32 protein-coding genes are annotated in these 26,991 nt (G+C 41.6%); all 32 read right to left on the bottom strand.

What is annotated here, in order from left to right; translation table 11 throughout:
* Positions 1-5: 5 nt before the first annotated feature.
* The gene (locus C1G49_RS10525) at positions 6-395 is read right to left on the bottom strand and encodes a NisI/SpaI family lantibiotic immunity lipoprotein (protein ID WP_105114727.1); all 390 of its coding nucleotides are present in this window, start codon (positions 393-395) and stop codon (positions 6-8) included.
* A 12-nt stretch (positions 396-407) separates the two neighbouring features.
* The gene (locus tag C1G49_RS11210; RefSeq protein WP_105114726.1) at positions 408-548 is read right to left on the bottom strand and encodes a hypothetical protein; all 141 of its coding nucleotides are present in this window, start codon (positions 546-548) and stop codon (positions 408-410) included.
* A gap of 98 nt (positions 549-646) precedes the next feature.
* Positions 647-1,381, bottom strand: a complete 735-nt coding sequence (locus tag C1G49_RS10535; protein ID WP_105114725.1) for a TraX family protein — start codon at positions 1,379-1,381, stop codon at positions 647-649.
* A 12-nt stretch (positions 1,382-1,393) separates the two neighbouring features.
* Positions 1,394-1,531: a hypothetical protein gene (locus C1G49_RS11215; RefSeq protein WP_169050761.1), complete on the bottom strand. Its 138-nt coding sequence runs from the start codon at positions 1,529-1,531 to the stop codon at positions 1,394-1,396.
* 140 nt (positions 1,532-1,671) lie between these two features.
* Positions 1,672-2,838 (bottom strand): ATP-grasp domain-containing protein, encoded by a 1,167-nt coding sequence (locus C1G49_RS10540; RefSeq protein WP_105114724.1) that lies wholly within the window; start codon positions 2,836-2,838, stop codon positions 1,672-1,674.
* Positions 2,839-2,855: 17 nt separating this feature from the next.
* Positions 2,856-3,602, bottom strand: a complete 747-nt coding sequence (locus C1G49_RS10545) for an esterase family protein (protein WP_105114723.1) — start codon at positions 3,600-3,602, stop codon at positions 2,856-2,858.
* A 27-nt stretch (positions 3,603-3,629) separates the two neighbouring features.
* Positions 3,630-4,454 carry an alpha/beta hydrolase gene (locus C1G49_RS10550; protein ID WP_105125622.1) on the bottom strand — a complete coding sequence of 275 codons (825 nt, stop codon included), beginning with the start codon at positions 4,452-4,454 and terminating at the stop codon, positions 3,630-3,632.
* 82 nt (positions 4,455-4,536) lie between these two features.
* Positions 4,537-5,574 carry a DNA glycosylase AlkZ-like family protein gene (locus tag C1G49_RS10555; RefSeq protein WP_105125623.1) on the bottom strand — a complete coding sequence of 346 codons (1,038 nt, stop codon included), beginning with the start codon at positions 5,572-5,574 and terminating at the stop codon, positions 4,537-4,539.
* 72 nt (positions 5,575-5,646) lie between these two features.
* Positions 5,647-5,925 carry a type II toxin-antitoxin system RelE family toxin gene (locus C1G49_RS10560; protein ID WP_105114720.1) on the bottom strand — a complete coding sequence of 93 codons (279 nt, stop codon included), beginning with the start codon at positions 5,923-5,925 and terminating at the stop codon, positions 5,647-5,649.
* Entirely contained in the window at positions 5,918-6,151 is a 234-nt protein-coding gene (gene relB, locus C1G49_RS10565) for a type II toxin-antitoxin system RelB family antitoxin (RefSeq protein WP_105125624.1), read from the bottom strand. Before relB ends, C1G49_RS10560 begins: the two co-directional genes overlap by 8 nt.
* Positions 6,152-6,269: 118 nt before the next feature.
* Entirely contained in the window at positions 6,270-7,604 is a 1,335-nt protein-coding gene (trmFO, locus tag C1G49_RS10570; RefSeq protein WP_105125625.1) for a methylenetetrahydrofolate--tRNA-(uracil(54)-C(5))-methyltransferase (FADH(2)-oxidizing) TrmFO, read from the bottom strand.
* A gap of 210 nt (positions 7,605-7,814) precedes the next feature.
* Positions 7,815-8,123: a DUF4298 domain-containing protein gene (locus C1G49_RS10575; RefSeq protein ID WP_105117845.1), complete on the bottom strand. Its 309-nt coding sequence runs from the start codon at positions 8,121-8,123 to the stop codon at positions 7,815-7,817.
* The gene (gene pcp / locus C1G49_RS10580) at positions 8,123-8,770 is read right to left on the bottom strand and encodes a pyroglutamyl-peptidase I (protein ID WP_105117844.1); all 648 of its coding nucleotides are present in this window, start codon (positions 8,768-8,770) and stop codon (positions 8,123-8,125) included. The genes C1G49_RS10575 and pcp overlap by 1 nt, the downstream gene beginning before the upstream one ends.
* Complete coding sequence (locus C1G49_RS10585; protein WP_105117843.1) at positions 8,745-9,533, bottom strand: class I SAM-dependent methyltransferase; 789 nt, start codon at positions 9,531-9,533, stop codon at positions 8,745-8,747. The genes pcp and C1G49_RS10585 overlap by 26 nt, the downstream gene beginning before the upstream one ends.
* 135 nt (positions 9,534-9,668) lie before the next feature.
* A complete protein-coding gene (locus tag C1G49_RS10590) occupies positions 9,669-10,343 on the bottom strand; it encodes a hypothetical protein (RefSeq protein ID WP_105117842.1) in 675 nt (224 codons plus the stop codon).
* A gap of 96 nt (positions 10,344-10,439) precedes the next feature.
* The gene (locus C1G49_RS10595; RefSeq protein ID WP_105117841.1) at positions 10,440-11,312 is read right to left on the bottom strand and encodes a hypothetical protein; all 873 of its coding nucleotides are present in this window, start codon (positions 11,310-11,312) and stop codon (positions 10,440-10,442) included.
* Between the two features lie 6 nt (positions 11,313-11,318).
* Positions 11,319-11,795: a DUF4176 domain-containing protein gene (locus tag C1G49_RS11345; protein ID WP_238139104.1), complete on the bottom strand. Its 477-nt coding sequence runs from the start codon at positions 11,793-11,795 to the stop codon at positions 11,319-11,321.
* A gap of 24 nt (positions 11,796-11,819) precedes the next feature.
* A complete protein-coding gene (locus C1G49_RS10605; protein WP_105117840.1) occupies positions 11,820-12,494 on the bottom strand; it encodes a hypothetical protein in 675 nt (224 codons plus the stop codon).
* Positions 12,495-12,850: 356 nt separating this feature from the next.
* Positions 12,851-13,711: a DUF6572 domain-containing protein gene (locus tag C1G49_RS10610; RefSeq protein ID WP_202971644.1), complete on the bottom strand. Its 861-nt coding sequence runs from the start codon at positions 13,709-13,711 to the stop codon at positions 12,851-12,853.
* Positions 13,712-13,908: 197 nt separating this feature from the next.
* Complete coding sequence (locus C1G49_RS10615) at positions 13,909-14,595, bottom strand: hypothetical protein (protein WP_105117838.1); 687 nt, start codon at positions 14,593-14,595, stop codon at positions 13,909-13,911.
* A gap of 125 nt (positions 14,596-14,720) precedes the next feature.
* A complete protein-coding gene (locus C1G49_RS10620; RefSeq protein ID WP_105117837.1) occupies positions 14,721-14,984 on the bottom strand; it encodes a hypothetical protein in 264 nt (87 codons plus the stop codon).
* Entirely contained in the window at positions 14,981-15,430 is a 450-nt protein-coding gene (locus C1G49_RS10625) for a hypothetical protein (protein WP_105117836.1), read from the bottom strand. The genes C1G49_RS10620 and C1G49_RS10625 overlap by 4 nt, the downstream gene beginning before the upstream one ends.
* 109 nt (positions 15,431-15,539) lie before the next feature.
* Positions 15,540-18,719, bottom strand: coding sequence for a carbamoyl-phosphate synthase large subunit (gene carB / locus C1G49_RS10630; RefSeq protein WP_105125662.1), 3,180 nt, complete (start codon positions 18,717-18,719; stop codon positions 15,540-15,542).
* A 528-nt stretch (positions 18,720-19,247) separates the two neighbouring features.
* Complete coding sequence (locus C1G49_RS10635; protein ID WP_105117835.1) at positions 19,248-20,324, bottom strand: carbamoyl phosphate synthase small subunit; 1,077 nt, start codon at positions 20,322-20,324, stop codon at positions 19,248-19,250.
* Between the two features lie 489 nt (positions 20,325-20,813).
* Positions 20,814-21,737 (bottom strand): aspartate carbamoyltransferase catalytic subunit, encoded by a 924-nt coding sequence (locus C1G49_RS10640; RefSeq protein WP_105117834.1) that lies wholly within the window; start codon positions 21,735-21,737, stop codon positions 20,814-20,816.
* Positions 21,738-21,792: 55 nt separating this feature from the next.
* Positions 21,793-22,314 (bottom strand): bifunctional pyr operon transcriptional regulator/uracil phosphoribosyltransferase PyrR, encoded by a 522-nt coding sequence (pyrR, locus tag C1G49_RS10645; RefSeq protein ID WP_105117833.1) that lies wholly within the window; start codon positions 22,312-22,314, stop codon positions 21,793-21,795.
* Between the two features lie 216 nt (positions 22,315-22,530).
* Positions 22,531-23,166 (bottom strand): Pr6Pr family membrane protein, encoded by a 636-nt coding sequence (locus tag C1G49_RS10650; RefSeq protein ID WP_105117832.1) that lies wholly within the window; start codon positions 23,164-23,166, stop codon positions 22,531-22,533.
* Between the two features lie 48 nt (positions 23,167-23,214).
* Positions 23,215-23,553, bottom strand: a complete 339-nt coding sequence (locus tag C1G49_RS10655; protein ID WP_105117831.1) for a zinc ribbon domain-containing protein YjdM — start codon at positions 23,551-23,553, stop codon at positions 23,215-23,217.
* 80 nt (positions 23,554-23,633) lie between these two features.
* Positions 23,634-24,530 (bottom strand): RluA family pseudouridine synthase, encoded by an 897-nt coding sequence (locus C1G49_RS10660; protein WP_105117830.1) that lies wholly within the window; start codon positions 24,528-24,530, stop codon positions 23,634-23,636.
* Complete coding sequence (lspA, locus tag C1G49_RS10665; RefSeq protein WP_105117829.1) at positions 24,514-24,978, bottom strand: signal peptidase II; 465 nt, start codon at positions 24,976-24,978, stop codon at positions 24,514-24,516. Before lspA ends, C1G49_RS10660 begins: the two co-directional genes overlap by 17 nt.
* Position 24,979: 1 nt before the next feature.
* Positions 24,980-25,885 carry a LysR family transcriptional regulator gene (locus C1G49_RS10670; RefSeq protein ID WP_105117828.1) on the bottom strand — a complete coding sequence of 302 codons (906 nt, stop codon included), beginning with the start codon at positions 25,883-25,885 and terminating at the stop codon, positions 24,980-24,982.
* 383 nt (positions 25,886-26,268) lie between these two features.
* A complete protein-coding gene (locus tag C1G49_RS10675; protein ID WP_074392616.1) occupies positions 26,269-26,772 on the bottom strand; it encodes a PBECR4 domain-containing protein in 504 nt (167 codons plus the stop codon).
* Between the last annotated feature and the right edge of the window lie 219 nt (positions 26,773-26,991).

Here is a 26,991-nt window from a genome sequence, read left to right on the forward strand (position 1 = left end):
AACTCCTAATTGTTTTCTTTGGATAAATCAACTGTATCAAGTAATGCTTGATAGTTGATTCGGTCTGATTCAGCAATATTATCTTCTAAATCTACCTTATAATAACCATCCTGGACACCGATGGCCCAGTCATTGCTAGTGGTTACATAGAGATTATTCAGAGATACTGTCTTTTTCACTGCCCCTTCTTCTTTGACAACGGGCCACTCCAGAAACTTGACTTCTACTTCTTGAATATTATCCTCGGCAACTGCTACTTTGCTAACGGCATAGTCTTTTCCCTTGTAATGAAAGGTTTGATAGCCCTCATCAAAGCTAAGGCTTGCTGAAGAGGAAGAACAAGCAGTTAGCATTATACTGCCCAAAGCCAGCAAGCCAAATACATTCTTTTTCATAGTTTCCTCCCTCTAGTATGCCATAAATCGCATCGTTTGCAAATCATGGGCGAGTTCTTCTAAAAATTCTGCCTGTTCCAAGAGTTCAGCCTTTTCTTTTTCTGAGAATACCTTTTCTTTAATTCTCTTTGCTTGTAAAAATTTGAATGACATATAATTTCCTTCTTTCTCTTTCTTATGAATCTATTATAGAAAATATTCCGCTTGTACCCACTTACAGTTTTGATTTAAAAACTTACAGCTTTGTAAGGTTAGATAAAATAGGCAATGGTTGCCAGTAGCCACAAGTGTAGCGGATAGAAAATGTAAAAGAAATAGCGTGAAAATGCTGTCCGGGGCCCTGCTTGTCCATTATAATGACTTAGAATTGGCAAGACCAAGATAAATAACCAGTCAGCATTGTAGAGCATCATCTGGACAGTCATTTCAATACTTTCATAAGGCTGATAGGACAAAAATAGTAACAATAGGGCCAATATTCCATAAGCGATGTTGCGTTTAACTAATGATTTGCGTCCCATATATGTAATGAGGATGAAGGGCAAGACCACAGTGCCGCCTTCTGTTAAAAAGGCACCTAAGATAGTCAGCAGTCCAACCGATAGGACTTGAAGGATTTGTTGCTTTCTAGTGTGTTCAGCAAAATTTCTAAGACAAACCAACATGGTTAGACCAACTGCTAGGGTCATAAAAATATTATTGCTCATGTAAATCTCTTTTGACTGGTAAAGGCTGTTTAGCAGAGTATTGCCAAGAGCCATGATCCCTGCCGCCCCATACAGTCGTAACAAATAGGCTTTGACATTACTCGTATGAAGATAGCCTTCAACCAACATGTAGGCAAAGAAAACTGCGACACAGCGAGTAACCATGTGAAAAACTAGGCTAAGTTGGTCTGGGATAAATCCAGGGACGATATCCAGATGATCCAGCACCATCAAGCCAGCCATAGCGAGTTTCAGTTGATAAGCATTGTAAGATTTCAAGATAACCTCCTTCTAGTACATCCAGTTGCGGTGCAACAATTCATGTTCGAGCTCAAATAAAAATTGGGCTTCTTTTTCTTGCTCTTCTGGCTGTTTGCTTGCTTGTGATTTATCAAACACTTGCTTGACTTGTAAAAATTTGAATGACATATTGATTTCCTTCTTTCTATTTCTTATGAGTCTATTATAGAAAATAGTGCGCCTGTACTCTCTTACAATTCTGACTTAAAACCTTACAAGATTGTAAGGAAAGAAAAAAAGACACCATTTTAGGCATCTTTCAATTCATTCTATTTAGTTAAACCAATGTAGGCAATCATTTCATCCAACTCTTCCTTGCTCTCTGTCACAAGGAGGTAGGCATCATTTCCTTGCAATTCTGCAAAGGCATCGGGCATGCGTTTGACGGTTTTAATCTTACCAGCAAATTTCTGATGAATGTCATCTGCAGAGTGAACATAGTCAGTTGTATCTCGGCGAGTTGCGACCAAGCAGTATTGTGGTTCAAATCTACGTTCCTCAACTGTACCACCTGTTGCGATATTAGCATAGTCACGGAAGAGATCAATGGAATGGGCATAGTTGTAGGCTTCAACTGTGAAACCACCTGCCATACGGTTATTGTATTCAATGGCAATGTAGTCGTCCCCATCCTTGAAAAATTCAATATGGAAAAAACGCTCTCTCATACCAAAAGCCTTGATAATAGCTCTGCCATATTCCACCAACTTTGGATCTAGTTCTTTCTCGATAAAGTAGGCATTGTCCTTCTTGGTTTGCATCAATTCAAATGGAGTATGAACATAAGTCAAGCCTGTTTCAAAGACAACATTGCCGTCATGGTCTAACAAACCATCATAAGTAGTGATAATACTTGAATTGACGAATTTTTCAAAGAAATAGACAGTGGTTCTATCCCAGTTTTCGATAAATCGCTCAAAATCTTCTTTATTTTCGATTTTGAAGGTACCAGATGCACCAACACCGTTATCTGGCTTAGCAATCATGGGAAAACCAACATTCTTCAAGGCTCTACCAAAATCACGTTCTGTTTTGACAACAACACCAGGAACGACTGGAACTCCTGCTTTTTTGAAATATTTTTTCATCTCAGACTTAAATTTAGTCTTTTTCAGGTGTTTTGGCTTAGCTCCAAAGATATTGAATTGTTCGCGGAGAGCCGCATCGTTTTCCAACCAATGCTCATTGTGGGATTCCACACGGTCAATCGGACCATGCTTGTATATCAAGAAGGCAGCTGCACGCTTGACTTCATCAATATTTTCCAAATCTTCCACACGGAAGTATTCTGTAAGGGCATGGCGGAGCTCCTCAGGCAGTTGGTCGTAGGGTTCTTGCCCGATACCTAGAACCGTAACGCCTTCTTTTTTAGCCAATTCAATGGTAAAAGGTTGAAAATTTTCTGGATAAAAAGGGGAAATAACGAGATAATTCATAGGCAGTCCTTTCTAGTTTATAGTCCGATTGAGTGGAGGAAGAATGGCATTTGTTTTCTCCACCAAACCCAGTCGTGCGCCACATCCGTGCCCCAGGTATCGAACCAAGCTGGGATATTCTTCTCTTCAAAGGCGCGCTTGAGATTATAGAATGAATCCAATCCATCCTGTTCCCAATCGCCCAAACCTGTGCAGACGATAATATCAGCCTGACGGTATTTATCGATAAACCAGCCGTCGTTTTGGTTCCAGATATAGTCAGATGGTGAGTTTTGATAAACAGCATCGTCATGGCCATAGTCTTGATTATTGTTGAAAAAACGAGCATCATAGACACCTGAAAGGGCGATAACTTTTGTGAAAACATCTGGATGCTGGAGGAAGAAATTCAGCGCGTGGTAGGCCCCCATAGAGCAACCAGTCGTCATCATACCGTCAAACCAACCAGTTTTATGTTTGATAAATGGAATAGCTTCTTCAATCACATAGCGCTCATAAGCACGGTGAGCTTCTGCCTTGTCATGGATGGATTTCCAATCCGCCAACCAGCTTTCTTTATCATGACTGGTTAGAGTGAAAAATTGGACATTGCCAGCCTCAATCGAACCACGGCAGGCTTCAATCATCCCAAAATCTGCGTATTCATTGTACGAACCGCCTGATGAGGCAAAAACAACTACTGGAATACCCGCGTGACCATATCTGTTCACATTCATTTCTCGACCAAGATGGCCAGACCAGTGACTTAAAAATTCTACATGCATATTCATTCTCCTAACTAATTCTTTACATTACCACTTTTCGCTTAAAAAGCGCAAGCAATCTGGCAAATAAGCTGCCCAGGCTTCCTCATTATGGACGGCACCAGAAACAACTTCCAAGGCGATATTGTCCAAATCAACGCCTCCCGCTATCAATTGACGATAGTAGGTCAGCGAGGAATTGATATAGGCCTGTTTGATATTACCTGCCATGAGGGTCTTGTCGGTATCATCTGCTTCTTCTGTCCCAACGTAGATATAAACTCGTTGATCCTTATCCAAGTCCTGACGCTCAATGTAGCGGTCAAAGGCTTCTTGATGGAGCCAGTTGGCAGATGAAAATACTCCCAGACAACCGATTTGGTCCTGATAGGACAGTCCCATAAATTGAGTGATGTTGCCACCAAGTGACGAGCCAATCATCGCAGTATGGAGTTTATCGGACTTAGTGCGATAGGTTTGGTCGATAAAAGGTTTGACCACATCCATTACAAATTCAGCATATAAAGTACCCTTGCCACCAAACTGAATTCCAGGGATACCCATTTCGCTAAACTTCCAGGCAGCGTACTCATGCATACGCTCAGCACCATCATTGTCAATGGCTACAATAATCATCTTTGCAATATCGGGATTTCGCTTGATTGTCGGAATGACTTTCCAAGAATGACCTGAAAATGCTTCTTTACTATACAATACATTTTGACCATCATGGAAATAGACAACAGGATAAGAAGTTTCTAAGTCTTCCTCATATCCTTTCGGTAACAGGACTCGAATTCGTCGATTTCTACCTGTAAAGGGAACTTCTAATTCATGAGTTTTCATATCCAAATAAAAGTAGGATTTATTCATAGATATCTCTTTCTAAACAGTGTTTTTAGTATTATACCACAGATTTTCTGAAATATTCAGAAAATTTAGTTTTTTTATTTCATTATTCTGATTTTCCGAACAATTTTTGCTCAGTTTTTAAGCGTTCCTCGTAGACTCGACGGTAACGTTCCAGTTCTTTCAGTTCACGACTGGTCAGATTTTCAAATATAGCCAATTCAATCCTGTCCTTATCACGTCGCCAGGTCGCAACCAGTCGTCCCTTGTAGAAAACAACGGGTTTGACAATGCCTGTCAGCGTATACATCTGGCGGATATGTCTGGGGTCAAAGAAGGGATTGGCTTTCTTTTCATAGCCTAGTAAGAGTTGGTCAAAACCTGCAATGAAGAGGCATTCAGGTAATTCAGCTTCTTCTAATTCTCCTAGATAAAAACGTTCTTCTCCTGCTACTTCAAGAGTTTTCAGGTCTAATTGCTTCATCCATTTTAGGACCGTCGATTTATTTTCCTTGAAATAGTAACGGGCATCCGCAAGGCTGACAGGCCCAAAACCTGCAAAATACCGTCGAGCGATTTCCAGCTCTGCTTTTTCCCGCGAAAGTGGCTGAAAGTCTGTCAGACGATGAAAACGCTTGGCACCGTACTCTTGGTAGACTTCCCCACGCTCGACCATGTAGCGAAAAAGACCGCCCCAAGCATTAAAGACCAGCTTCTCCTCTTCCTGCGTCATCTTTTCCCCACGGCAAAGGACCTTGAGATCCTCACGGGTCATAGAACTTTGTCCAAGGGCTTCTAAAATCAGCTGGTGATATTTCTGCTTGGTCTGGGGGCTAAACCCGTCCTGTCCTTCTGTCTTGAGGTAGTCGGTGCTGGCCAGCCGCCCCTCATGGATATAGAGGGGAATTTCCGACTTGAGATAGGCATGGACCGTTCGCCGAATGGACCACTGGCGTGTCAACTCCTCCTGCCAGCTCCCCTCATGGAAATCCTCCGCTGTCATACGGTTGCGAAATCCGACATGAACATAGGGCTGAAACTGAGCCTGTAAGCCGTTAAGATTTCGGCAGATTTGCTGAACAGACTGGGGTGTCAATAAGCCCTGTTTCTTCAGGATAATCCCCTTCCAAGTATCGTGATTCATTCGTTTCTCCTTCGCTTTTCTAACCCCAGTATAACACAAAAGACACCCGAAGGTGTCTGGTATGAAATTCTATCATTTCAACTTCTTATAAATTTCCGAGCGATGTCCTACATGAAGATTGAGGAGTACCAGTTCTCCATCATCAACCACAGCAATAATGCGATAGTTTCCAACACGGAAGCGGACATAGCCAGCTAGATTGCCCGTCAGGTATTTTCCTGGAGAACGAGGAAAATCCACATCTACCAGATGCTTATCAATCCACCTAGCAATCTGACGACTGGTTCCCTTATCGAGCTTGTCCATATCCTCAAAGAAACTCGGGGCATAGTCCACACGATACTTAGCCATAGCGTCTCATCATTTCTTCATGGCTATAGGTTTTCTTACCCTTGTCAGACCACTCTTGGTAGGTTTTTTCTGCCTTTACCAGATCGTACATATCTTCTAATTTTTCTAAAACTGCTTCCCGAATGAAGTCCGTCTTGGTCATGTGCTGACCAGCAGATACTTCCTCGATTAACTGGACCAAATCTTCGTCAAAGCGCACCGCAATCGGTTTTGATAAGGTTGGCATTTCTATCACCTCTCCATGTTTACTATGTAAACATTATAGTCTGAAATAGGAAAAATGTCAATCAACTTTCCAGACAACACAAAAGACACCCGAAGGTGTCTGGAGTTAACTGATTATTTTAGTAAGCCAAAAACTCTTCCAAGTCCTTGAGGGAACGCTCTGCTATTGCCTCATAACGCTCCTTTTTATCGCGGATACGCGGACCGTCTAGCTCCTTGATGATACCAAAGTTGACATTCATAGGCTGGAAGTGCTTGCTTTCGGTGTGGGTGATGTAGAATGGCAGAGCACCGATGGCTGTGGTCTGCGGGAAGATGACTGGCTCTTCGCCACGGAAACGGCGAACAGCGTTGATACCAGCCACTAAGCCAGAGGCGGCAGACTCGACATAGCCTTCAACTCCTGTCATTTGACCTGCAAAGAATAGATTTGGATTTTTCTTGGTCGCAAAGGTCTGTTCCAATAAGTTTGGCGAATCCATATAGGAATTGCGGTGCATAACACCGTAGCGGACAAACTCAGCATTTTCAAGCCCTGGAATCATCTGGAAGACCCGCTTCTGCTCACCCCACTTGAGATGAGTTTGGAAGCCGACAATGTTATAAAGGCTACCTGCTGCGTTATCCTGACGGAGTTGCACAACTGCGTACGGAGTCTTGTATTCGCCGTCACGAGGTCCCTTGTAGTCTTCTGGGTATTCCAGACCAACTGGTTTCATTGGGCCATATAACATTGTTTTGATGCCACGTTTGGCCATGACCTCAATGGGCATACAGCCTTCAAAGTATTTTTCTTTTTCAAAGGAATTGAGCGGAGCTTCCTCAGCTGAAATCAAAGCCTCATAGAAAGCGGTGAACTGCTCCTTGTTCATCGGAGCATTGAGATAGGCAGCCTCTCCCTTGTCATACCGGGACTTGAGATAGACCAAATCCATGTTAATGGTCGAGCTGTCCACAATCGGTGCTGCCGCATCGTAGAAGTAAAAACCGTCGCCACCATTCAGTGCGTGAATCTTCTCTGCCAAGGCGTCTGATGTCAAAGGCCCCGTCGCGATAACTGTGATGGCATCTTCTGGAATGTCCGTAATCTCGCCACGAATGACCTCAATCAGTGGGTGATTGTGAATCTCATCTGTAACCGCTTGGGAGAAATTCTCACGGTCCATGGCCATGGCCCCGCCAGCAGGCACACGGTGAGCTTCACCAGCCCGCATGATGATGGAATCCAAGCGACGCATTTCTTCCTTGAGCAGACCGACAGCGTTGGTCAAACTATCACCACGGAAAGAGTTAGAACAAACCAACTCCGCAAAATTGTCCGTCTTGTGCTGGGGCGTCGGCTTGACACCACGCATCTCGTAGAGTTTGACAGGAATGCCACGCTTGGCAATCTGATAAGCCGCTTCTGAGCCAGCCAAGCCAGCTCCGATAACGTTAATGTGGGTTTGAGACATGAAACTAATACCTCTAGCCAGAATACCTGACTACTGTTTGGGAATGACCCAAAACAGAACCTTTCTAAATTTTTTAACCTATCTAGTATATCAAAAAATGGCTGGAAAAGACAAAAACTACTCTCATGGAGATGAAGGTAGTTTTTGTTTACGTAATAAAAGTTATGTAAATAACTGTGTCTATAACTAGCATAGACTTTCATTATTGCATTAAACGTCCAATAAAGCCGCACATTCTCTTAGCTTGGCTGCTAATTCTTTTTTATCTACAAGCAGATTATAGACACCATCTTCACTCAAGACACCGCAGGGAAGATTTTTAAATTCCCCTCTATCAGCCAAGTCCATATCTTCTAGGAAAGTCGAACTTTGGTAATAGTCCAGTAATTCCAGATAAGCTGGCTGGCTTGTTTCAACCTGTTCTAGAATTGTTCGTAATGCTGAAACGAGCTGAATTTGGGAATTAAATATACTTTCCATCTGTTCAACACGCTGCCTGCTCTGCCATTTTCCATCCATCAATGCGTCGCCCCTCCAACAGTTTTGATATCTTCCTTGTCCGCATAGGCTACAATGGCTGAAATGGCCGCTTCTATCCCTTTGACTATCACCTCAAGGGACATGGACGGAACACCTGGCTTGTCCAAGACCTGCTCAGGAAGATAGGGAATATGGAGGAAGCCTGCCTTAGTATTAGGAAAGGATTTTTCAGCCAGATATAGGGCTTGATACATGAGATGGTTGCAGACAAAGGTGCCGGCGGTATTGGAAACAGAAGCTGGAATGCCCGCAGAACGAATGGCTTCGACCATGGCCTTGATAGGCAGGGTTGAAAAATATGCTGCTGGGCCATCTGGACGGATGGTTCTGTCAATTGGCTGCTGTCCTTCATTGTCAGGTATGCGAGCGTCATCCTGGTTAATGGCCACGCGCTCAGGTGTCAAATCTACACGCCCCCCTGCTTGACCAATGCAAAGCACTACATCAGGTTGATATTCTACCATTTTTTCTTCCAAAACACGAGCAGCCTTATCAAAAACAGTCGGAACTTCGACAATCATAATCTCTGCGCCTGCTATGGTAGGGGGTAAGGACTTGATGGTTTCTAAAGCTGGATTGATAGCCTCACCACCAAAAGGATCAAAACCTGTTACTAAAATTTTCATCATTTTCCTCCAAAATGATTTCTCCATAATGAAATTTTTGATTGGGTCTGACATGATGTACAAAGCCGAATTTTTCAAAAACTTCATCTCTAAAATGAGCCTTGATAATGATTTTTCTTCTGGCCACACGCCTGCATTCTTTCAAAAAATCTTCAGACAGGGCCGAATAATTGGCAAAGGGTTTTAGTCCGTCGAGATTATCCGATTCCGTAATCTCTTGCGAAAACATGGGGTCCAGGTAAATGATATCAACTGATAGATCGACCTGCTCTTTCAAATATGTCAAACTATCTGTCCAAATTGTCTGAATAGACCGCATGGCTTGATTAACCGCGTCATTGCCACTATCAAACTCTTTCAGACCTCGGCTCACCATAAAGTGAATAAGCTGTGAACTTTCCAAGGCTGTCACCTGATGACCCGCACTAGCTAGGACAATACTATCAGAAGCCAGCCCCATGGTACAGTCCAGGACGGTATGTTTATCAGGTCCTAGCAATTCCAAAAGCGGATCCCTTCCAGACTTGATACGCAAGATAGCTGTGTCAGGGTGGAAAAAGAAGCGTTGTCCATTTTTTTCTTCCAAAACTAGCTGGTCCTGATAGACCACAAGCACTGCGTCAGCTTCTGTTTCTGCTAGAATAGACCGGACAGACCTCTTACGACGGTCTTGATAGTCTAGATTGAGCTGCGCTGCTATTTCCCTAGCCTGTAAGATCAGGTCATGGTTCATTCGAAGACTGGTTGTGACGATTATTTTCATAAGTCTATTGTACCAGAAATACTGAAAATGTAGTCTTCATTTTGTAGAAATAACTCTACTCTGGCACAACAACCTTCAAGCGAATATCTGTCGACTGTAATGCTTTTTGAACTTGCACTAAGAAAGCAAGGCCAGTTATTTTCCGTTTGTTTTACGAATAAGTTTTAAATAAATAATATGCTTAATAATAAGATTCCATAGAACGTTAGGCAGCAACGAAACAAAAACACTCGTCACTAAAAGTGTCACAATGGAACCATAATTTGTGTCTGAAAAATTCTCAGGATTTAGGTAAACATAGTAAGATAGAGGGATACATAGTAAGGCACTAAAAGAAGCTAAATATGTGCTTACATAGGGAGGGATTTTTCTTCCTGAAATATTTTTCTTTATTGAAAAGTCAAACATTTTTTCAAAGTACTCATGTTGATTTCTTAAACTTGGTTCTACTTGAACAATAGGATCGCGTCTTCTTATAGCAAGCATCAAAGTTTCAAATGCTAAAAATAAAACAATACCTAAAATTATTGGTGCGTACTTATCTACATCTATGTATAAAATTTTTGTCCCCTGAAATAGATTTCTGCTAAATAATAGCAAACCTGCCACCAGTATTGGAGAAAGTATAGAAGATAGTACCAATAGTCTGAATGTCAGCTCTTGTTGTTTACTAATTGAGCCTTCAGCAGCTTTCCGCCATCTAACTTTACCAGTCCACAAATCATATTCAGCGGAGTATCCATCTCCACTCAATCCAGTTCCCATACCATTATCAACAGGGAATAACAAAGTTCTTAAAATCATTACCATGGCCAGCTCCATCCTCTTTTTTTAGGCGACGCATTTCTAGACTGTTCATACAATATTTCAATTTTATTGTTATTCTCTTGCCACTTTTCTACCATCCTATTCTAATATCTCCTTGTGTTTTTTCAAATACCTTTTACCGTACCAGTCTTCACGGGATTTCCCTTCCCATTCTCGATATTCTTCTGGATATTTCCATTTGTAGTAAGCCTGAAGGAAGTAGGGGAATCCAATGAAAATCGTAATTGCCATTATCACAATATTCCCCACAAACCATGTAAGCAGAAAACCCAATGCCGTCATTGATGTCGCGAACTTCATTCCCACTCCTTTCAGAATAAAGTTAACAATGACGCCCAAACTTAAGACTCCCATCCCATAAATAGCAATTTTATTGGCGATTTTATCGATCAAACTGGGAGCACTAACCGTTCTGTACATTAGTTTTCTAAGGTTTCCAAGCTCTATCGTAATCATGAAATAGCCCAAAAATCCAATGAAAGTATAGACAGCAATAACCCCAAAAAATGATAATGCAGGTAACAAGAAGTCATTAAATACTAAATTGAATTCTAATGCAAACCAATTCATAAATGTGAAAGCATGAAATTGATATCGATAAGGAAAAAGGTACATTCGTTTAACAAACTTTCCGATCACCACTAATAAGAGCCAAATTAGGAGAAGGATTAGATAAATACTCACCGTCAACGAGGGAGATTCTGCGATTGGTATAGTTAAAGTTTGGCTATCATGAAATATCATGGAAACAACTAGCATGGAAAAATTAAATCCAATAGGACAAATTAGCGTTACAATTAAGCTTCGGATGATAAACCACATCGATGTCCTTCCACCTTTAAAATATTTAGCAGTTTTATCATGTTGATCCTGCTGCAATTTTAAAAATCCATCATCCTCAAGATTGAGACTCTCTTCAAAACTGGCTTTAAAAATAGATTTTTTCTTCATAAACTATCACCCAAAACCTAGCGCCTTGCCAACATCTTTTGATTCAGTGTATTCTTCGATACCTCCTGAAATACCTTCAAATCCGACTTGGGCAAAAGTCATTACTGTTCCGACCTTATCAAGTACTTTGACAGCCTTACCTAAAAACTTAGCATTTCCGATCTTATGGCTAACAACTTGTAAACTAAACAGTTCCTTTGGGGTATGAGAATGTTCAATCATTTGATTATATTGTTTAGAAAATAGTTTTTCATCGTTATTTTCATAACCTCTAAATTTAATCTCTTGAACATTTTCTCTATTAAAAAAGAAAACATTGTCAGGAGTCATCATTCCTTGAGGAATCAAAACCGCACCATAGTCATAATAGATTTCTTCATCATTTTCAACGACTATACTTGCTCTTGCAATAATTACCAACTCTGTGCCATCTCCATTTCTTAATGTAACGACACTGCCTAACGGCAAAATTTCTTCAGCCATATTCTATTCCTTTTCACTTACAAATTAATCTTTAGCCATGGATTCCTTACCCCATTTAATCTCTCGCTTTTGGTATTTACCTACAAGATTCATGAAACGTATTGGATTATTTTGCCAGATTAGAAGTACCAAACTGAAAGGCATAATCCCCAATAATGATAGCATTATTATTTCACTACCAATACTCGAACTATTCAAAATTAACGGCAAAATCGTATTTTGAAATATAGGGAAACAAGCAATATTTACTAAAAATATCATCGATACAAAAAGCCAACAAACTACTATTTTACCAGTTGTCACCTTTTTATCACTAAAATTACGCCAGATTAGATTATTATAAACTGCCACCCTAAAGTTCTGTCGGTTGGTAGGTTGTGCTTGTTGAACATTTTTATAAAGTGCTCTCTCTAAAAGCCATACCATACCAATAAATTCAAAGAGCCAAGCAAACCCTAAAAAAATCAAAGTTCCATAGCTATAACGACCTCCAAATGGGTTGGCAACCGTAAAAAAACTAGTCCCACCGCCTACGATAAGAAAACCCACCAATAGAGGGATAAAGCGGTTAACCTTACCCGCTCCTTCTGTATTGAGCAGTTGACTTTTGGGAGCTGACAGAGCTAATTTCCTCTCCGTATCAAAATAAACTGCACCATTTTCAGACTCACCAATATAAATAATTTTTCTTAAAAACATATACTCACCATAAAGCCCAGTTATCCCCTTCCAAATCATTACGTACTAAACCATCGTATAGTGTATTCACTATACCTCCAAACACATAACCTGCGGCAGCTTGAAGCGGGAGTTGGACCAGATCTGGTCATCCACCACACCAGATGGCTTTATACCTTTCTTGAGGTTTTTGAAAAATAGCATAGCTGCTCACATCGTTTCGAAACAGAAATAAAGTAAAGCATTTCTAGTTCCATCTCATCCTCCAGCTCCGCTTTAGACCTAGTATAGCTTAGCTTCTTATGTATCAAGGAAAAATCTACCTTCCCATTATACCAAAAAATCCAGACAAGGTAACCCTGTCTGGACTTAAAACTCTACTCTGGCACAACAACCTTCAAACGAATATCTGTCGGCTGTAGAACTTTTTGAACTTGCACAAGGAAAGCAAGACCGTTATCCGACGGAGCATACTGGAAAGTAAGATTGATAACTTTTTCTGTAAAGTCATCCCCGTAGCTGTCCACATACTGCTTACTTTCGATAAAGTGGATGTAGTTGTTCAGCTTTTCTTGCAATAACTGTAAATGAATAATTTCTGTTTCTTCCTGCCACTTGATTGGGTCTAGAAGCAAGAGTTCCAAATGTTCTTCAACTATTCCTAAGCTGTCAATTTTACTAGTCTGTAATACTGTTTCAATTGCTTGTTTCAATAATTTCGTAAACTCATACTCTGAAAAGAGAGTCTTTGAAATAGTCGGGGTCTTAAGAATTTGCTCTGGAAACTGTCTTAAGAAATTTCTATCCAATTCTTCTTGACTCTTATCTGGCCAATGGCCTGTCATTAAGTAAATTTTTACTTCATAGGCATCTTGAGGCGACTCAAAAGCTCTTTCCATAAGTTCTTTAGAAATAGGATAGATGATCTCTCGGTCTTGAAATCCGCCAGTCATAAAGTGCATCTCATATTTGCCATTTTCTTCATAGACAATAAAATTATTCCCTCTATGTGTAATTACGTTAGATTCATTATAATGCTCTAACTCATCCTCTTCTGGCCAGCGCCCATGCTCTACATAAAACATGACCTCTTTCCCGTCTTTAGATGTTAACAGAGCTTTTTTTACTAAATCTTCATCTATTGGATAAGAGAATCGTTCTCGCCCACGATACCAATTAATGCTATATTGCCCATTTAATTCATATATTATAAAGTCAGTCCCTCGTAACACTTTCATATATATCTGACCTTTCTATTTGAATACTTCGTCTATTGTATAATCCGACTCACTAAGTTGATCAATCACTGCCTCAGGAATCCCTCCCTGTGTGTAGCCTCCAGGTTCCCACAAACCTTGCCAAGCTCCAGGCTCGTTACCAGAAGGCATCCGGAGGTTTTTTTAGCGCTGAATATCAATAACAACTGGATTATCTCCTAGTACCCCTGTTCTAATCCCAATAGTTCCTCTAGAACTCTTGGATTACCATTAGATGCCCTTACAGCTTTTTCATAAACAAATTTAGGCATTACATAATGACCGTCAGGATGGCCTATCGTCGCACCATAATTTTGCACCCCATAATCATATGATTCAAAGCTCATAACTTTCACCGCTCCATCATCGAACATAGCAAGATGAGTTGCAATTTCTTCTACTGAATAAACATGGTGAGGTGACGGACGGCTCCCGTTCTTCGTACTAACCAAGCCATCTTCAACCTGTTTTGAAAGATTGATATGAGGCAATTGCTCCATCTCAGCTTTAAAGTCATGTATAGAATAGACGGTATTCGATGAGCCTATCGTCACATTCCCCGTCTTCTGCGACACGACATCAATCCGTGTGCCCTTAGGTATCTCAACACCTCCGACAAAGTCGCCCTTGCCTGCGCCGACAATGGTGCCGCCGTACTTGGACAGGTCTTCCAAGAGGTTCTGACGACTGATTTTCAAACCATTCTGGGCAGTTGTGTATTCCTGAATGCGGATGTTGCCTGCCTCATCAAAGCCAATCGCATCAACTCGTATCTTCTGCTCAACGCCATCAACCGTCATCTTGATCGTGATGTTATTCTCGACCTTGCTGGCGATTTTACCAAACTCAACCGTTTGTAAGTCCACAAAGTCCTGACCCTGACGAGCGTTGAGCTGATTTTGGCTTGGGCTTGAGACTTCAATGTGAGAAAGTTGGCTTTGGAGTCCCTTAACAGAGCCCTCTACAATTCCAAGAGAGTCGATGGATAAATCTAAATATGCTTTTCATTTAAATTAAAACTAAAAACTATTTTTCGATATAGTCTATCTATTGCCTCAGATTCCATATCAAATTCATCCCATACCCAGAATTCTTGACGCTCACTCACCTCATATACTTTATATTTTTGTGATTCCTCATCAAAATAGTAGCCCAGAGTAAATTGCCCACCAAATTTTCTTCCTGGCATAATAGTAAATGCCCCTATTTCAGATTGATGAGCTTCCACAAAATTCAGTAATTCTTGCTTTGTCATTTATTTTCCTCAAGCTCTAATTCAATAATAGACTTCTGTTCCAGACTTGGTAAAGTATCATCGGGAAGGATGGTCTCAACCCGAGTTACGTAGGCAGAAGCAAAACCGAATACAACCACAATAATCGCAACCGAATAAACTAGAAAAACCCTTTTTAGAAAGGCACTAGAAACTGAGTAGCCCTTTGTCGAATACTGTTTCAGCTCAGGTTGTTTTTTCTCTAAGATATTTTTGGAAAAAACATAGGGTCTGACTGCACTCATCAACACAGATAGAAACACCATCGTCACAAGTGAATTGTACATTTGTGTTCTCGCCCCAATCGCTGTAATATAAAACATACTTGAAAACAAGAAAACTCCAAAAACAATAAATAGAAGCAAGGATACCTGAGCATCCTTCTTCAGTTGTAAAAACTCTTCTACTGTCATTTTTTCTATTTTCATTTTATTCCCTTATTTACCTTGCCGATCCTACTAGTTATAATTACAACTCTATTATATCAAAAAGACGGCCTCTTGCGAAGTCGTCAATCTTGCTAATTTGCTTATACTTTTATATTGCCTGTGTCATAAAGCTACGGCTTTCTAACACCTTAATCATAGCTTCTGCTGTATCAAGGGCTGTAAAGAGTGGGATTCCTCCTTCAATAGCAGAGCTTCGAATGACTTGACCGTCACCATCCGCCACCCGTTTTTTACCAACCGTATTGATAATCGCCTGAACCTTACCTGCTCGAACAAGACTTGGAATATCTTGATAAGCAGCATCGCCCAATTTGCCAACAGTTGTCACGGATAGTCCCTTATCAGCCAGATAGGTAGCTGTACCTGCCGTAGCCAGCAGACCATAGCCTAGTTCATGGAAGCGTTGGGCAAGTCCAAGAGCTTCTTCCTTGTCTTCATCCGCAATGGTAAAGACTACATTACCAAACTCAGACAGGTGTTGATAGCTTGCTTCAAAAGCCTTATACAGTGCTTTTTCCAACGTCAAGTCTGACCCCATAATCTCACCGGTTGACTTCATCTCTGGTCCTAACAAACTGTCAACTTTAGCCAATTTTGTAAATGAGAATACTGGTGCCTTAACGTGCACTTGCTTGCTCTCAGGATAAAGACCGTCTTGGTAACCAAGTTCCGCAAGGCTTTGTCCCAAAATCAATTTGGTTGCAACCTGAGCCATTGGAATGTCTGTGACTTTGGACAAGAATGGCACCGTACGACTGGCACGAGGATTAACCTCAATGACATAGACCGTTTCATCCTTGATGACAAACTGGATATTCATCATACCGATGCAGTTAAGACCGATTGCCAATCGTTTAGTGCAGTCTGCAATAGTCGCCTGTACCTCTTTAGACAAGGTTTGTGGGGGATAAACTGCCATAGAGTCACCTGAGTGAACCCCTGCGCGCTCGATATGCTCCATAATCCCTGGAATCAAGACATCCTTACCATCTGAAATAGCATCAACCTCACACTCACGACCGACGATATAAGAATCCACCAAAACAGGATGTTCTGGCGAAGCCTTGACCGCCGTTCTCATATAGGAACGTAAGTCTGCTTCATTTTCGACAATCTCCATTGCACGACCGCCCAAGACATAAGAGGGACGAACAAGCACCGGGAACCCAATTTTGCGGGCCGCTTCTAGAGCTTCCTCTTCATTGGTTGCGGTTTGGCCTGGTGGCTGTGGAATACCTAGGTCTTTCAGGGATTTTTCAAACAAATCCCTGTCTTCTGCTCGGTCCAAGTCTTCCACTTGTGTCCCCAAGATTGGAATGCCTGCTTTGGCCAATGGCTCTGCCAAATTGATGGCCGTCTGGCCACCGAACTGAACGATAACCCCTTTTGGTTTCTCAAGGTCAATCACATTCAAAACATCTTCCAAGGTTAAGGGCTCGAAGTAAAGCTTGTCCGAAACCGAGAAGTCTGTTGACACCGTTTCAGGGTTTGAGTTCATAATGATGGCTTCGTAGCCAGCGGCCTGAATAGCTTTTACAGAATGCACCGTCGCATAGTCAAACTCCACACCCTGACCGATACGAATTGGTCCAGAACCAAGCACCAAAACAGATTCTTTTTCCGAACGGATTGACTCATTTTCCCACTCATAAGTTGAATAGAAATAAGGTGTTGAACTTTCGAACTCAGCCGCACAAGTGTCCACCATCTTGTAAACGGGTACAATCTTGTGGTCTGTTCTCAGTTGACGGATGTAGGATTCAGTTCTGCCCCAGAGTTCTGCAATCTTGCGGTCTGCAAATCCGTATTTCTTGGCTTTTTTCAATAAGTTGATATTATCGTGATTGATTGCCAATTCCTGTTCGATTTCCAAGATGTGTAATAGCTTGTCGAGGAAGAAGACATCAATTTTGGTCAACTGAGCCAATTCTTCTACTGTATAGCCACGGCGAAGGGCTTCAGAGAGATAGAAGAGTCGGTCATCTTGAGCCTTGACAATCTTTTCAACCAATTCATCATCTGTCACTTGACTGAGTTCAGGCATTTCATTGTGATAGACACCGATTTCCAAGGAACGGCAGGCCTTGAGTAGGCTTTCTTCAATGTTACGACCGATGGCCATGACCTCGCCAGTTGCCTTCATCTGCGTTCCAAGGCGGCGCTCCCCTTTTTCAAACTTATCAAATGGGAAACGTGGAATTTTTGCCACAACGTAGTCAAGAGCAGGTTCAAACATGGCATAGGTTGTTCCAGTAACAGGGTTCACCATTTCATCCAAGGTCAAGCCAACCGCAATTTTTGCTGCCAATTTGGCAATAGGATAACCTGTCGCTTTCGATGCCAAGGCAGATGAACGAGAAACCCGTGGGTTTACTTCGATGACATAGTATTTGAAACTATGTGGATCCAGCGCCAACTGCACATTACAGCCACCTTCGATTTTGAGGGCACGAATAATGCTGAGGCTGGCATCACGCAGCATCTGGTTTTCAATATCCGAAAGTGTTTGTGTTGGGGCAAATACGATAGAATCCCCTGTATGAATTCCTACAGGATCAAAGTTTTCCATGTTACATACGACCAAGGCATTGTCAGCTGCATCACGCATGACTTCGTATTCGATTTCCTTGAAACCTGCAATGGAACGCTCAATCAAACACTGGGTTACTGGCGACAATTTCAGACCATTTTCCGCAATTTCACGCAGTTCTTCTTCATTGGCACACATACCACCGCCAGTACCACCCAGCGTGAAGGCTGGACGAACAATGACAGGATAACCAATCTCCTTAGCAAATGCCAAAGCCTCGTCAACTGTCGTCACAATGGTTGATTCAGGAATGGGTTGCTCGAGGTCTTCCATGAGTTGTTTGAAGAGGTCGCGGTCCTCTGCCTGATCAATTGCAGACAGTTTAGTTCCCAACAACTCAACTCCAAGCTCATCTAAAATACCAGCCTTAGACAATTCCATGGCCATATTGAGACCAGTCTGACCACCAAGAGTTGGCAAGAGAGCATCTGGACGCTCTTTCCGTAAAATCCGTGTGACAAATTCAAGCGTAATCGGCTCAATATAAACCTTGTCTGCTATTTCCTTGTCTGTCATAATGGTCGCAGGGTTTGAATTGACCAAGACAACACTATAACCTTCTTCCTTCAAAGCCAAACAAGCCTGAGTCCCAGCATAATCAAACTCCGCAGCCTGACCGATAATAATCGGACCAGACCCAATCACCATAATTTTCTTAATATCTGTACGTTTTGGCATAATGTATGATACAAAGCCCGTTAAGAGGACAAAGCTAAAATAGGAAACGCGACGCTGATGCTTCAAGCATCAAGACGACGTTTATCTTTTTCGCACAGTCCTTAGGGCGTGTTCGAATAGGAAAATCAAATCTTATTCGAACCTGTATCTTCTCCTTTCTATTCGTCGCCTCTCTGAGCGACATTAAATAAGATAAGTCCGACGCAGTAAGGTTTAGCTCGATATTAGGTAAACCTTACGGCTAGTGTCAGAGTTAGCAAAGGTCCCATAGGACTTTGCGTAGAAGGACACATGCGTTAGCATGAAGTCCGACTTGCTCTGACCGACGTGAGAAAATGGATTCGACATTAATCCATTTTCTAGCTAGTGCAAGGGATAGCCTGACCTCCATAGAGGCAGGCGTAGGGAAATGAGTTGCTTGCAACCATTGACCTGTCCCTTGCCTTTCTATTCGTCAACTCACAGGTTGACATTAAATAACTGACATTCGGCAATAAAGTGTTTTCTAAATTGTAAACAATAGATTTATTATCTTGCCTGGAAGCCATCCATCAAATCCATAAATTCATCAAAGAGATAGCTAGCATCATGTGGACCAGGTGCTGCATCCGGATGGAATTGAACAGAGAAACCTGGGTGGTACTTGTGACGTACCCCTTCAACTGATTTGTCATTGATTTCCTCATGTGTAATCATCAAACACTCTGGCAAATCTTCACGAGCAACAGCATAACCGTGGTTCTGACTGGTAAAATCTACTCGACCAGTCGCAATTTCACGAACCGCATGGTTAAATCCTCGATGCCCGAACTTCATCTTGTAAGTTGTAGCACCATTGGCCTTGGCGAAGAGTTGGTGCCCCATACAGATACCAAAAATTGGAATTTTTCCAAGAATGCCCCGAATCATGTCCAAAGCTTCTGGAACATCATCTGGGTTACCAGGACCGTTTGACAGCATGACACCGTCTGGATTAAGAGCCAATATTTCTTCTGCTGTCGTATCGTAAGGAACAACCGTCACATTGCAATCGCGTTTTGCTAATTCACGAAGAATCGAATGTTTCAAGCCAAAATCAACCAGCACAACACTACGGCCAATTCCAGGCGCAGGATAGGCTGTTTTGGTAGATACTTGCTGGATGTTGTTGGTTGGCAAAACGGTCGCCCTCAGCTGATCCGTCAAATGCTCAACGGAATCACCAACATTTGCTAAGGTGGCCTTCATGGTACCGTGTTTGCGAATAATTTTAGTCAAGGCGCGTGTATCAATTCCAGAAATAGCTGGAATTTTCTTAGCCTTTAAAAATTCATCCAAAGTCATCTGGTTACGCCAGTTACTTGCCCTACGAGCCCATTCACTAACCACAACCCCCTTACAGGTCGGATTAATGGATTCATAATCATCTCGATTGATCCCGTAATTTCCAACTAAAGGATAGGTAAAGGTTAAAATCTGACCATTATAGGACTGGTCTGTGATTGATTCCTGATAACCAGTCATTCCAGTCGAGAAAACCAACTCACCAGTCACATCAATATCAGCACCAAAGGCCTCACCTTCAAAAATAGTACCATCTTCCAAAATTAAACGTCTTTTTGACATAATAATAAGATATTAAGGGCGTTAAACGGACACAGTCAAAATAGGAGTTTGACCAAGAACGTTTGCGTTCGAGGAAAAACTATCTTTTTGACCCAGTCCGTAGCCCGAATTCAGTTACAAATCCGAGCAACAGAACACCCCTTCTCCTTTCTATTCGTCGCCTCTCTGAGCGACATTAAATAAGATAAGTCCGACGCCGTAAGGTTTAGCTCGATATTAGGTAAACCTTACGGCTAGTGTCAGAGGTAGCAAAGGTCCCATAGGACTTTGCGTAGAAGGACACATGCCTTGCATGTAGTCCGACTTGCTCTGACCGACGTGAGAAAATGGATTCGATAATAATCCATTTTCGAGCTAGTGCAAGGAATAGCCTGACCTCCATAGAGGCAGGCGTAGGGAAATGAGTTGCTTGCAACCATTGACCAGTCCCTTGCCTTTCTATTCGTCGCCTCTATTGGCGACATTAAGTAAGATAAGTCTAATAAATTCTTAAGCCTTACCATTAACAATGGCTTCCAAAATCGCCATCCGGACAAATACACCATTCTGCATTTGTCGGACGATGCGTGATTTTGGTGCCTCTACTAAATGGTCATCAATTTCTACATCACGATTGACAGGGGCTGGGTGCATGACAATAGCCCTATCTTTCAAACGTTTGTAACGTTCCTCTGTCAAACCATGAAGGCGATTGTAGGTTTCTTTCGAAAAACCACCATCACCATCATGGCGCTCGTGTTGCACACGAAGCAACATCAAGACATCTACTTTCTCAACAATATCATCAATATTCAAATGTTGACCATAAACATCAAATTCCTCTGCATACCACTCTTCTGGTCCAGCAAAGTAAATTTCAGCGCCCAAACGCTTCAAAATTTGCATATTGGACTTGGCAACCCGTGAGTGTGTAATATCACCAGCAATGGCAATCTTCAAGCCCTCAAAGGTTCCAAATTCTTCATATATAGTCATCAAGTCAAGCAAGGATTGGCTTGGGTGTTGCCCAGAACCGTCACCACCATTGACAATAGAAGTCTGAATGGTAGGGCTATCAATCAACTGCTTGTAGTAATCTACTTCAGAGTGACGAATGACACAGATGTCGACCCCCAAGGCTGACATGGTCAAAATTGTATCATACAAGGTTTCACCCTTATTGACCGAACTGGTACGCGCATCAAAGTCAATCATACCCATATCCAAACGAAGCTCTGCCATTTCAAAAGACTTGTGGGTCCTAGTCGAATCCTCAAAGAATAGGTTGGAAGCATAATACTTCCTATCCAACTCTACCCGCTCCCCATTTTTGAAAGCAATTCCTCTCTGAATAAGCCCGAGCACTTCCTCATTTGAAAGAGTTTCCATAGTAACCAAGTGTTTGAGTGAAACTTTACCATTTGTAATTGTCATGACGATACCTGCCTTTATGATATAGATGTAGAATATTGAGTTGAAAAATAAACGACTAAGCTCCCTCGACTAGGAGGACAGAATCCTGACCATCGATTTCAGCCATGTGAACGATGATTTCTTCCGAACGGCTAGTCGGAATGTTCTTCCCAACATAGTCCGCTCGAATAGGTAACTCCCTGTGCCCACGGTCAACTAGCACAGCCAGACTAACGCGAGCTGGTCGCCCCAAGGAAACTACGTTGTCAATAGCCGCACGAATGGTTCGCCCAGTATAAAGCACATCATCTACCAAAATAACATCACGGTCATTCACATCAGCAGTCATGTTTGTCGTATCTTCTTCGACTTTTACATCATCACGGAAAGGCTTGGTATCCAGTTCACCCAGTGGAACATCAATCCCCTCTAACTGTTTCAGCCTTTCCTGAATACGCTTGGCAATAAATACCCCACGGGTTTTTATACCTGCCAGAACAATATTATCCAAATTTTTGTTCCGCTCGATAATTTCATAGGTGATACGGGTGATGGCCCGTTTCATGGTCATATCGTCAACGATTTCTTTTGTCTTCATAAAGACCTCCAAAAAATATAGAAAAAAGTCCCCTTTTTCAAGGAGACTATGAAAATATAGGCTAGTATATAGACTAACCTGCTTAACACGTTGCTCCTTGTCTGCCTCTCTGGACAGGATTTAAAGGATTGATTAAGCAAAGTATAGCACAATTTTTCTACCTAGACAAATTCTTACAGTAAAAAAATTGACAATCTTCGGATTTTGCTGAGAATGTTACTTGTTTAGCAGACCACGACGGACAGTAACGGATTTTACACCAGTCAAAACAAATCCAAAAACCAGATAGGCTACGAAAATCGTGCCTGCATAGGTCAGTACATAAGGCCATCCATATTTGGGAACATTGAGGAAGAAATAGGCAAAGGGACTGTCCTTAGCATCAGGGATAGGAATTTTGATAAAAAGACCATTAACAAGCCCAAAAATCATGTAGAGAACTGGCAAAAGTGTCCACCAAATCGGGTCAAACCACTTGTACTGTTGCTGACGGTCGACAAGTAGGGTATCTAACAAGAAATAAATCGGAACAATATAGTGGCATAGCATGTTTTCCACTCGCCAAAAATCATCTGCAAGAGGTGCCAACATCAAGTGATAGACCACACAGGTAATCATAATAGACATGGTTACCGCAGCCTTTATACGAAGAAAACGAGGAGCCTGTAAATCCTCACCCTTCTTCATGGCAAGCACCATATAAACCGCAAAGACAGATACCAAGAGGTTTGAAAGCACCGTATAGTACATAAGCATACCGATACCGTACTTTACAATCTCCAAGACCGTTCCTGTAATAGCCAAAACTGCCAACAAGCACCGACTATAGAATAAAATAGTTTGACTCTTCATATTATCCTTTCAAAGACGACAAAAGACTGGATTGACCAGTCCTTTCTCTTAGATTTTTTTCACAAATTCTGATTTTAACTTCATGGCACCAAAACCATCGATTTTACAGTCAATATTGTGGTCACCCTCAACGATACGGATACCTTTCACGCGTGTACCTTGTTTCAAGTCTTTAGGCGCACCCTTGACTTTCAAGTCCTTAATCAGAGTTACCGTGTCGCCATCCGCCAAACGATTACCGTTCGCATCAATTGCAACAGGTCCACTTTCTTCCTCAGCTAGATCCGCTGGGTTCCACTCATAAGCACACTCAGGGCAGACCAAAAGGGCGCCGTCTTCATAGACATACTCAGAATGACATTTTGGACAATTTGGTAAAGTTTCCATATTTTTTCATACTCCTTACATTTTTATCGTCTACTAGTATAGCATTTGTTGGGAAAATGGGCAAGATGAACAGGTTTTCATCAGCCATTTGACTGACGCAGTTTTTCAAGCGTTTCTTGGAAAATAGCTGGCGCTTCTGCCGTAAACTCCACTACTTCCCCAGTTCTCGGATGGGTAAATCCAAGCGTTCTGGCATGAAGAAACTGACCATGTCCCTTTAGGGTCTTTCTAGGACCGTAGGCCTCATCCCCTGCTACTGGATGACCGATATAAGCCATGTGAACACGTATTTGATGTGTCCGACCGGTTTCCAAGGTCAATTCTAACAAGGTATAATCCCCAAAACGCTCCAAAACTTGAAAACGTGTCACAGCTTCTTTCCCTTTGGCTGTAACAGCCTGTTTCTTGCGGTCTTTCTCAGAACGCCCAATCGGTGCCTCAATCATTCCACGGTCATTTGGCAGGTTTCCATGAACAATTGCCCAATATTTACGAAGCGACTTTTTGTCTTTTAATTCAGCAGCCAGCTTGGTATGAGCATCATCGTTTTTAGCAATCATGAGCAAGCCAGATGTATCCTTGTCAATCCGATGGACAATTCCAGGTCGAAGAACACCATTGATGCCTGATAAATCCTTGACATGATGCAAAAGAGCATTGACCAGTGTACCAGATGTGTGGCCCGCAGATGGGTGAACAACCATCCCTTGAGGTTTATTGACCACAGCCACATCCGCATCCTGATAGACAATTTCTAAGGGAATGTCTTCCGCTACATAGTCAATTTCTTCTACTTCTGGCACCTGATAGGTTAGGATGTCACCAGCCTGCACACTATATTTGGCTTTTTTGGGTTGTCCATTAACCAAAACCTGACCATTTTTAATCTGTTCATTGGCAACTGAACGGGACAAATCTGTCAAATCCGCCAAGGCCTTGTCCAAACGAATGCCACCAATCTCAACTCTTACTTCCATTACTCTCTTCTTTCATGATACAAATAAACAAAATACCAACACCGACAGACAAACACATATCCGCCACATTAAATACTGGGAAACTGATAAAATCCAAGTGGAACATATCCACTACATAACCAAGACGAATTCGATCAATAAAATTCCCCAGAGCTCCAGCAATCATCAAAGCCAGGCTAAACAAGGTCCATAGGTTACCCTTGATTTGCTTCACATAATACCAAATCAAACCGGTCACAGCTACAATTGTTACAATCGTGAAAAACCACTGCTGATTTTGTAAGATGGACCAAGCCGCTCCATAATTGCGTAAATAGGCCAAACTCATAAATCCTGGAAGAAATGGCTCAACCGTATCTAATTCAATATTGGCAACTGTCCAAGCCTTAACAAGCTGGTCAACAGCTATCAAAATAACTGCCAGAATTGGAAATCCAAACTTTCTCATACTAACCTTTCTTCGCATCAAAATATTGATGCATCATTTCAATAAAATCTAAAGCACATTGGCTTAATTCTCCATCAGCTCGTTTGACATAGACCATGCGATTATCAATTTGATCTTTAATTGGAATGACCGTAATCCCGTTCACACTTTCACTATCTAGGAAGCCAGAGCCTGTCGCATAGGCATCGGTCCGCTCCAAAATGCCATTCAAAGTTGCTCGGTCAGTTACATCAAAAGTAACAGACGAGTCTGACGTATCAATCAAATTTTCAGAGTAGTAAAGATAAGCTTCTTTTTCCTGAGTAAATCGAACCGTCGGAAGACCAACTAAATCATTCAACTCAACCTCAGACTTGCTTGTCAAAGGATGGTCTTTACGGACATAGATATGGGTCTGAAAGGCTATCAGGTCCTCCACTTCTAACTTGAGCTTTTCCAATTTCTGCATAATGCCTTTTGTATTGCGACCATTCAGATAAATAATCCCTAGTTCGCTATATCCTTGGGCCACTTCATCTAAAATTTGAACTGTTGTTGATTCAAAAATTCGAAGGTTTTTATACTGAGGATGCTCCTTAGAGAATGTTGTAATTAAAGGTGGCAAGAAATCATAATGCTGGCTGGAAATAGAAAAGATTTTCTCACCTTCTTCAGCTTGTAAATAGCGATTTTCAAACTGGTCAAAGCCCTTAACCAAGGCTTGAGCTTTTTCATAAAAATCCATGCCTTCTTTGGTTAGAAAGGTTCCCGAACTGGTCCGATTAAAAATCTGAAAACCAATCTCTTTTTCCAAGTCACGAATGGAAATGGACAGACTAGGCTGGGACACATACATTTTCTCTGCCGCCTCTCGAAATGTACCACTGTTTGCAATGGCAACAACATACCGTAATTGTTGAATATTCATTATCTTGCCCTTTCTCAATTCTTATTTTTCTATTATAACACAGATTCGATGCAACACGATGAGTAAATTCCATTAGTCTCACCGTTCCTAATGTCAATTTACTGGTCAATACGTCTACTATAATGTTCTTGGGTATCAAAACAAAAAAAACAGGCCTTCCGAAATCTCGGAAAGCCTATTGTTAAGCCATTTTCAGACTTATTTTGCGATTGGGTAAACAGATACTTGTTGAATATAATAATCAAAACGTATTCTTCAATACCCTTAAAATCCTTAATAAATCAACATTTTAACTTCTAAAACATCCTCCCAAAAGACCATATTCAATAATTATGGGTATCATTTTGGGTATCAAAAAAAAGCCCCCGGCAATCGCTGAGGGGCTACAACCAAACTATATCTGTTATTTTTGTTTTTCTAACTCTAGTATATTTTCTAGCCGAAGATTCATGGAGTGTAACTAATCTATAAAATCCGCTCTTATCTCTTCTTAAGCCTAAAACCTTTACATTACGATTATCTCCCTCAAAGAAAACCAAGTCAAGATTCATGCTATTCTTTGACAAATCTTTTCTAATGACGCAATATTCCGTCGCCTGCTTCATAAAAATTTCGGCGATAAATGGGTATAAGGCAACTCTACGAGTTACTTCTCTATAACTTGGCAAACTCTTAAAATCGGACAAATTAAATTTTCCGCTTTCAATCTGCGACAACGTCCGACTAGCATAGTCACTTGTTATTTTGTGCAAACCGAAAAGATGGTGCAAATCCGTCGCTTGAAAATGTACAATGAGGTTTGTTAAGTCACTATAATTAGTGGATACTTGGCATGATTTTCCGACAAAATTTTTCCGATAATCTTTAACAAGTTCTCTTAATTCCACACAAGACTCCATTATAAAAATAAAAAAGCGCTGAGCAAGTTTCAACCCTTGCTCAGGTTAACGATTAGTGGTGGCAAGTCACTAACTCCCCTTAGTGCTTCTTAGGCTTATCACCAGGGAACAGTTTTAAAGCTCTGCCAAGCCATATAGAGCGCTTCACTATATGTCTGTGTCACCACAGATAAAGCCGAGATGGTTAGAAAGGAGGTGATGAACGGA

This window comes from Streptococcus suis (assembly GCF_002960625.1).
Taxonomy (GTDB): domain Bacteria; phylum Bacillota; class Bacilli; order Lactobacillales; family Streptococcaceae; genus Streptococcus; species Streptococcus suis_T.

Coding starts and splice junctions, on each gene's coding strand:
- C1G49_RS11210 (WP_105114726.1), bottom strand. CDS start 548: ATGTCATTCAAATTTTTACAAGCAAAGAGAATTAAAGAAAAGGTATTC.
- trmFO (WP_105125625.1), bottom strand. CDS start 7,604: ATGTCTCAAACCCACATTAACGTTATCGGAGCTGGCTTGGCTGGCTCA.
- C1G49_RS11345 (WP_238139104.1), bottom strand. CDS start 11,795: ATGGCTGAAGAAATTTTGCCGTTAGGCAGTGTCGTTACATTAAGAAAT.
- C1G49_RS10575 (WP_105117845.1), bottom strand. CDS start 8,123: ATGGATGGAAAATGGCAGAGCAGGCAGCGTGTTGAACAGATGGAAAGT.
- C1G49_RS10555 (WP_105125623.1), bottom strand. CDS start 5,574: ATGAATCACGATACTTGGAAGGGGATTATCCTGAAGAAACAGGGCTTA.
- C1G49_RS10635 (WP_105117835.1), bottom strand. CDS start 20,324: ATGTCAAAAAGACGTTTAATTTTGGAAGATGGTACTATTTTTGAAGGT.
- C1G49_RS10660 (WP_105117830.1), bottom strand. CDS start 24,530: ATGGAAGTAAGAGTTGAGATTGGTGGCATTCGTTTGGACAAGGCCTTG.
- C1G49_RS10640 (WP_105117834.1), bottom strand. CDS start 21,737: ATGACAATTACAAATGGTAAAGTTTCACTCAAACACTTGGTTACTATG.
- C1G49_RS10545 (WP_105114723.1), bottom strand. CDS start 3,602: ATGCATGTAGAATTTTTAAGTCACTGGTCTGGCCATCTTGGTCGAGAA.
- C1G49_RS10590 (WP_105117842.1), bottom strand. CDS start 10,343: ATGGTAATGATTTTAAGAACTTTGTTATTCCCTGTTGATAATGGTATG.
- C1G49_RS10625 (WP_105117836.1), bottom strand. CDS start 15,430: ATGAAAATAGAAAAAATGACAGTAGAAGAGTTTTTACAACTGAAGAAG.
- pyrR (WP_105117833.1), bottom strand. CDS start 22,314: ATGAAGACAAAAGAAATCGTTGACGATATGACCATGAAACGGGCCATC.
- C1G49_RS10620 (WP_105117837.1), bottom strand. CDS start 14,984: ATGACAAAGCAAGAATTACTGAATTTTGTGGAAGCTCATCAATCTGAA.
- C1G49_RS10595 (WP_105117841.1), bottom strand. CDS start 11,312: ATGAAGAAAAAATCTATTTTTAAAGCCAGTTTTGAAGAGAGTCTCAAT.
- C1G49_RS10655 (WP_105117831.1), bottom strand. CDS start 23,553: ATGGAAACTTTACCAAATTGTCCAAAATGTCATTCTGAGTATGTCTAT.
- C1G49_RS10670 (WP_105117828.1), bottom strand. CDS start 25,885: ATGAATATTCAACAATTACGGTATGTTGTTGCCATTGCAAACAGTGGT.
- carB (WP_105125662.1), bottom strand. CDS start 18,719: ATGCCAAAACGTACAGATATTAAGAAAATTATGGTGATTGGGTCTGGT.
- C1G49_RS11215 (WP_169050761.1), bottom strand. CDS start 1,531: ATGTCATTCAAATTTTTACAAGTCAAGCAAGTGTTTGATAAATCACAA.
- C1G49_RS10610 (WP_202971644.1), bottom strand. CDS start 13,711: ATGAAAGTGTTACGAGGGACTGACTTTATAATATATGAATTAAATGGG.
- lspA (WP_105117829.1), bottom strand. CDS start 24,978: ATGAGAAAGTTTGGATTTCCAATTCTGGCAGTTATTTTGATAGCTGTT.
- C1G49_RS10650 (WP_105117832.1), bottom strand. CDS start 23,166: ATGAAGAGTCAAACTATTTTATTCTATAGTCGGTGCTTGTTGGCAGTT.
- C1G49_RS10540 (WP_105114724.1), bottom strand. CDS start 2,838: ATGAATTATCTCGTTATTTCCCCTTTTTATCCAGAAAATTTTCAACCT.
- pcp (WP_105117844.1), bottom strand. CDS start 8,770: ATGAAAATTTTAGTAACAGGTTTTGATCCTTTTGGTGGTGAGGCTATC.
- C1G49_RS10550 (WP_105125622.1), bottom strand. CDS start 4,454: ATGAATAAATCCTACTTTTATTTGGATATGAAAACTCATGAATTAGAA.
- relB (WP_105125624.1), bottom strand. CDS start 6,151: ATGCCAACCTTATCAAAACCGATTGCGGTGCGCTTTGACGAAGATTTG.
- C1G49_RS10525 (WP_105114727.1), bottom strand. CDS start 395: ATGAAAAAGAATGTATTTGGCTTGCTGGCTTTGGGCAGTATAATGCTA.
- C1G49_RS10585 (WP_105117843.1), bottom strand. CDS start 9,533: ATGAAAATAATCGTCACAACCAGTCTTCGAATGAACCATGACCTGATC.
- C1G49_RS10560 (WP_105114720.1), bottom strand. CDS start 5,925: ATGGCTAAGTATCGTGTGGACTATGCCCCGAGTTTCTTTGAGGATATG.
- C1G49_RS10605 (WP_105117840.1), bottom strand. CDS start 12,494: ATGTTTTTAAGAAAAATTATTTATATTGGTGAGTCTGAAAATGGTGCA.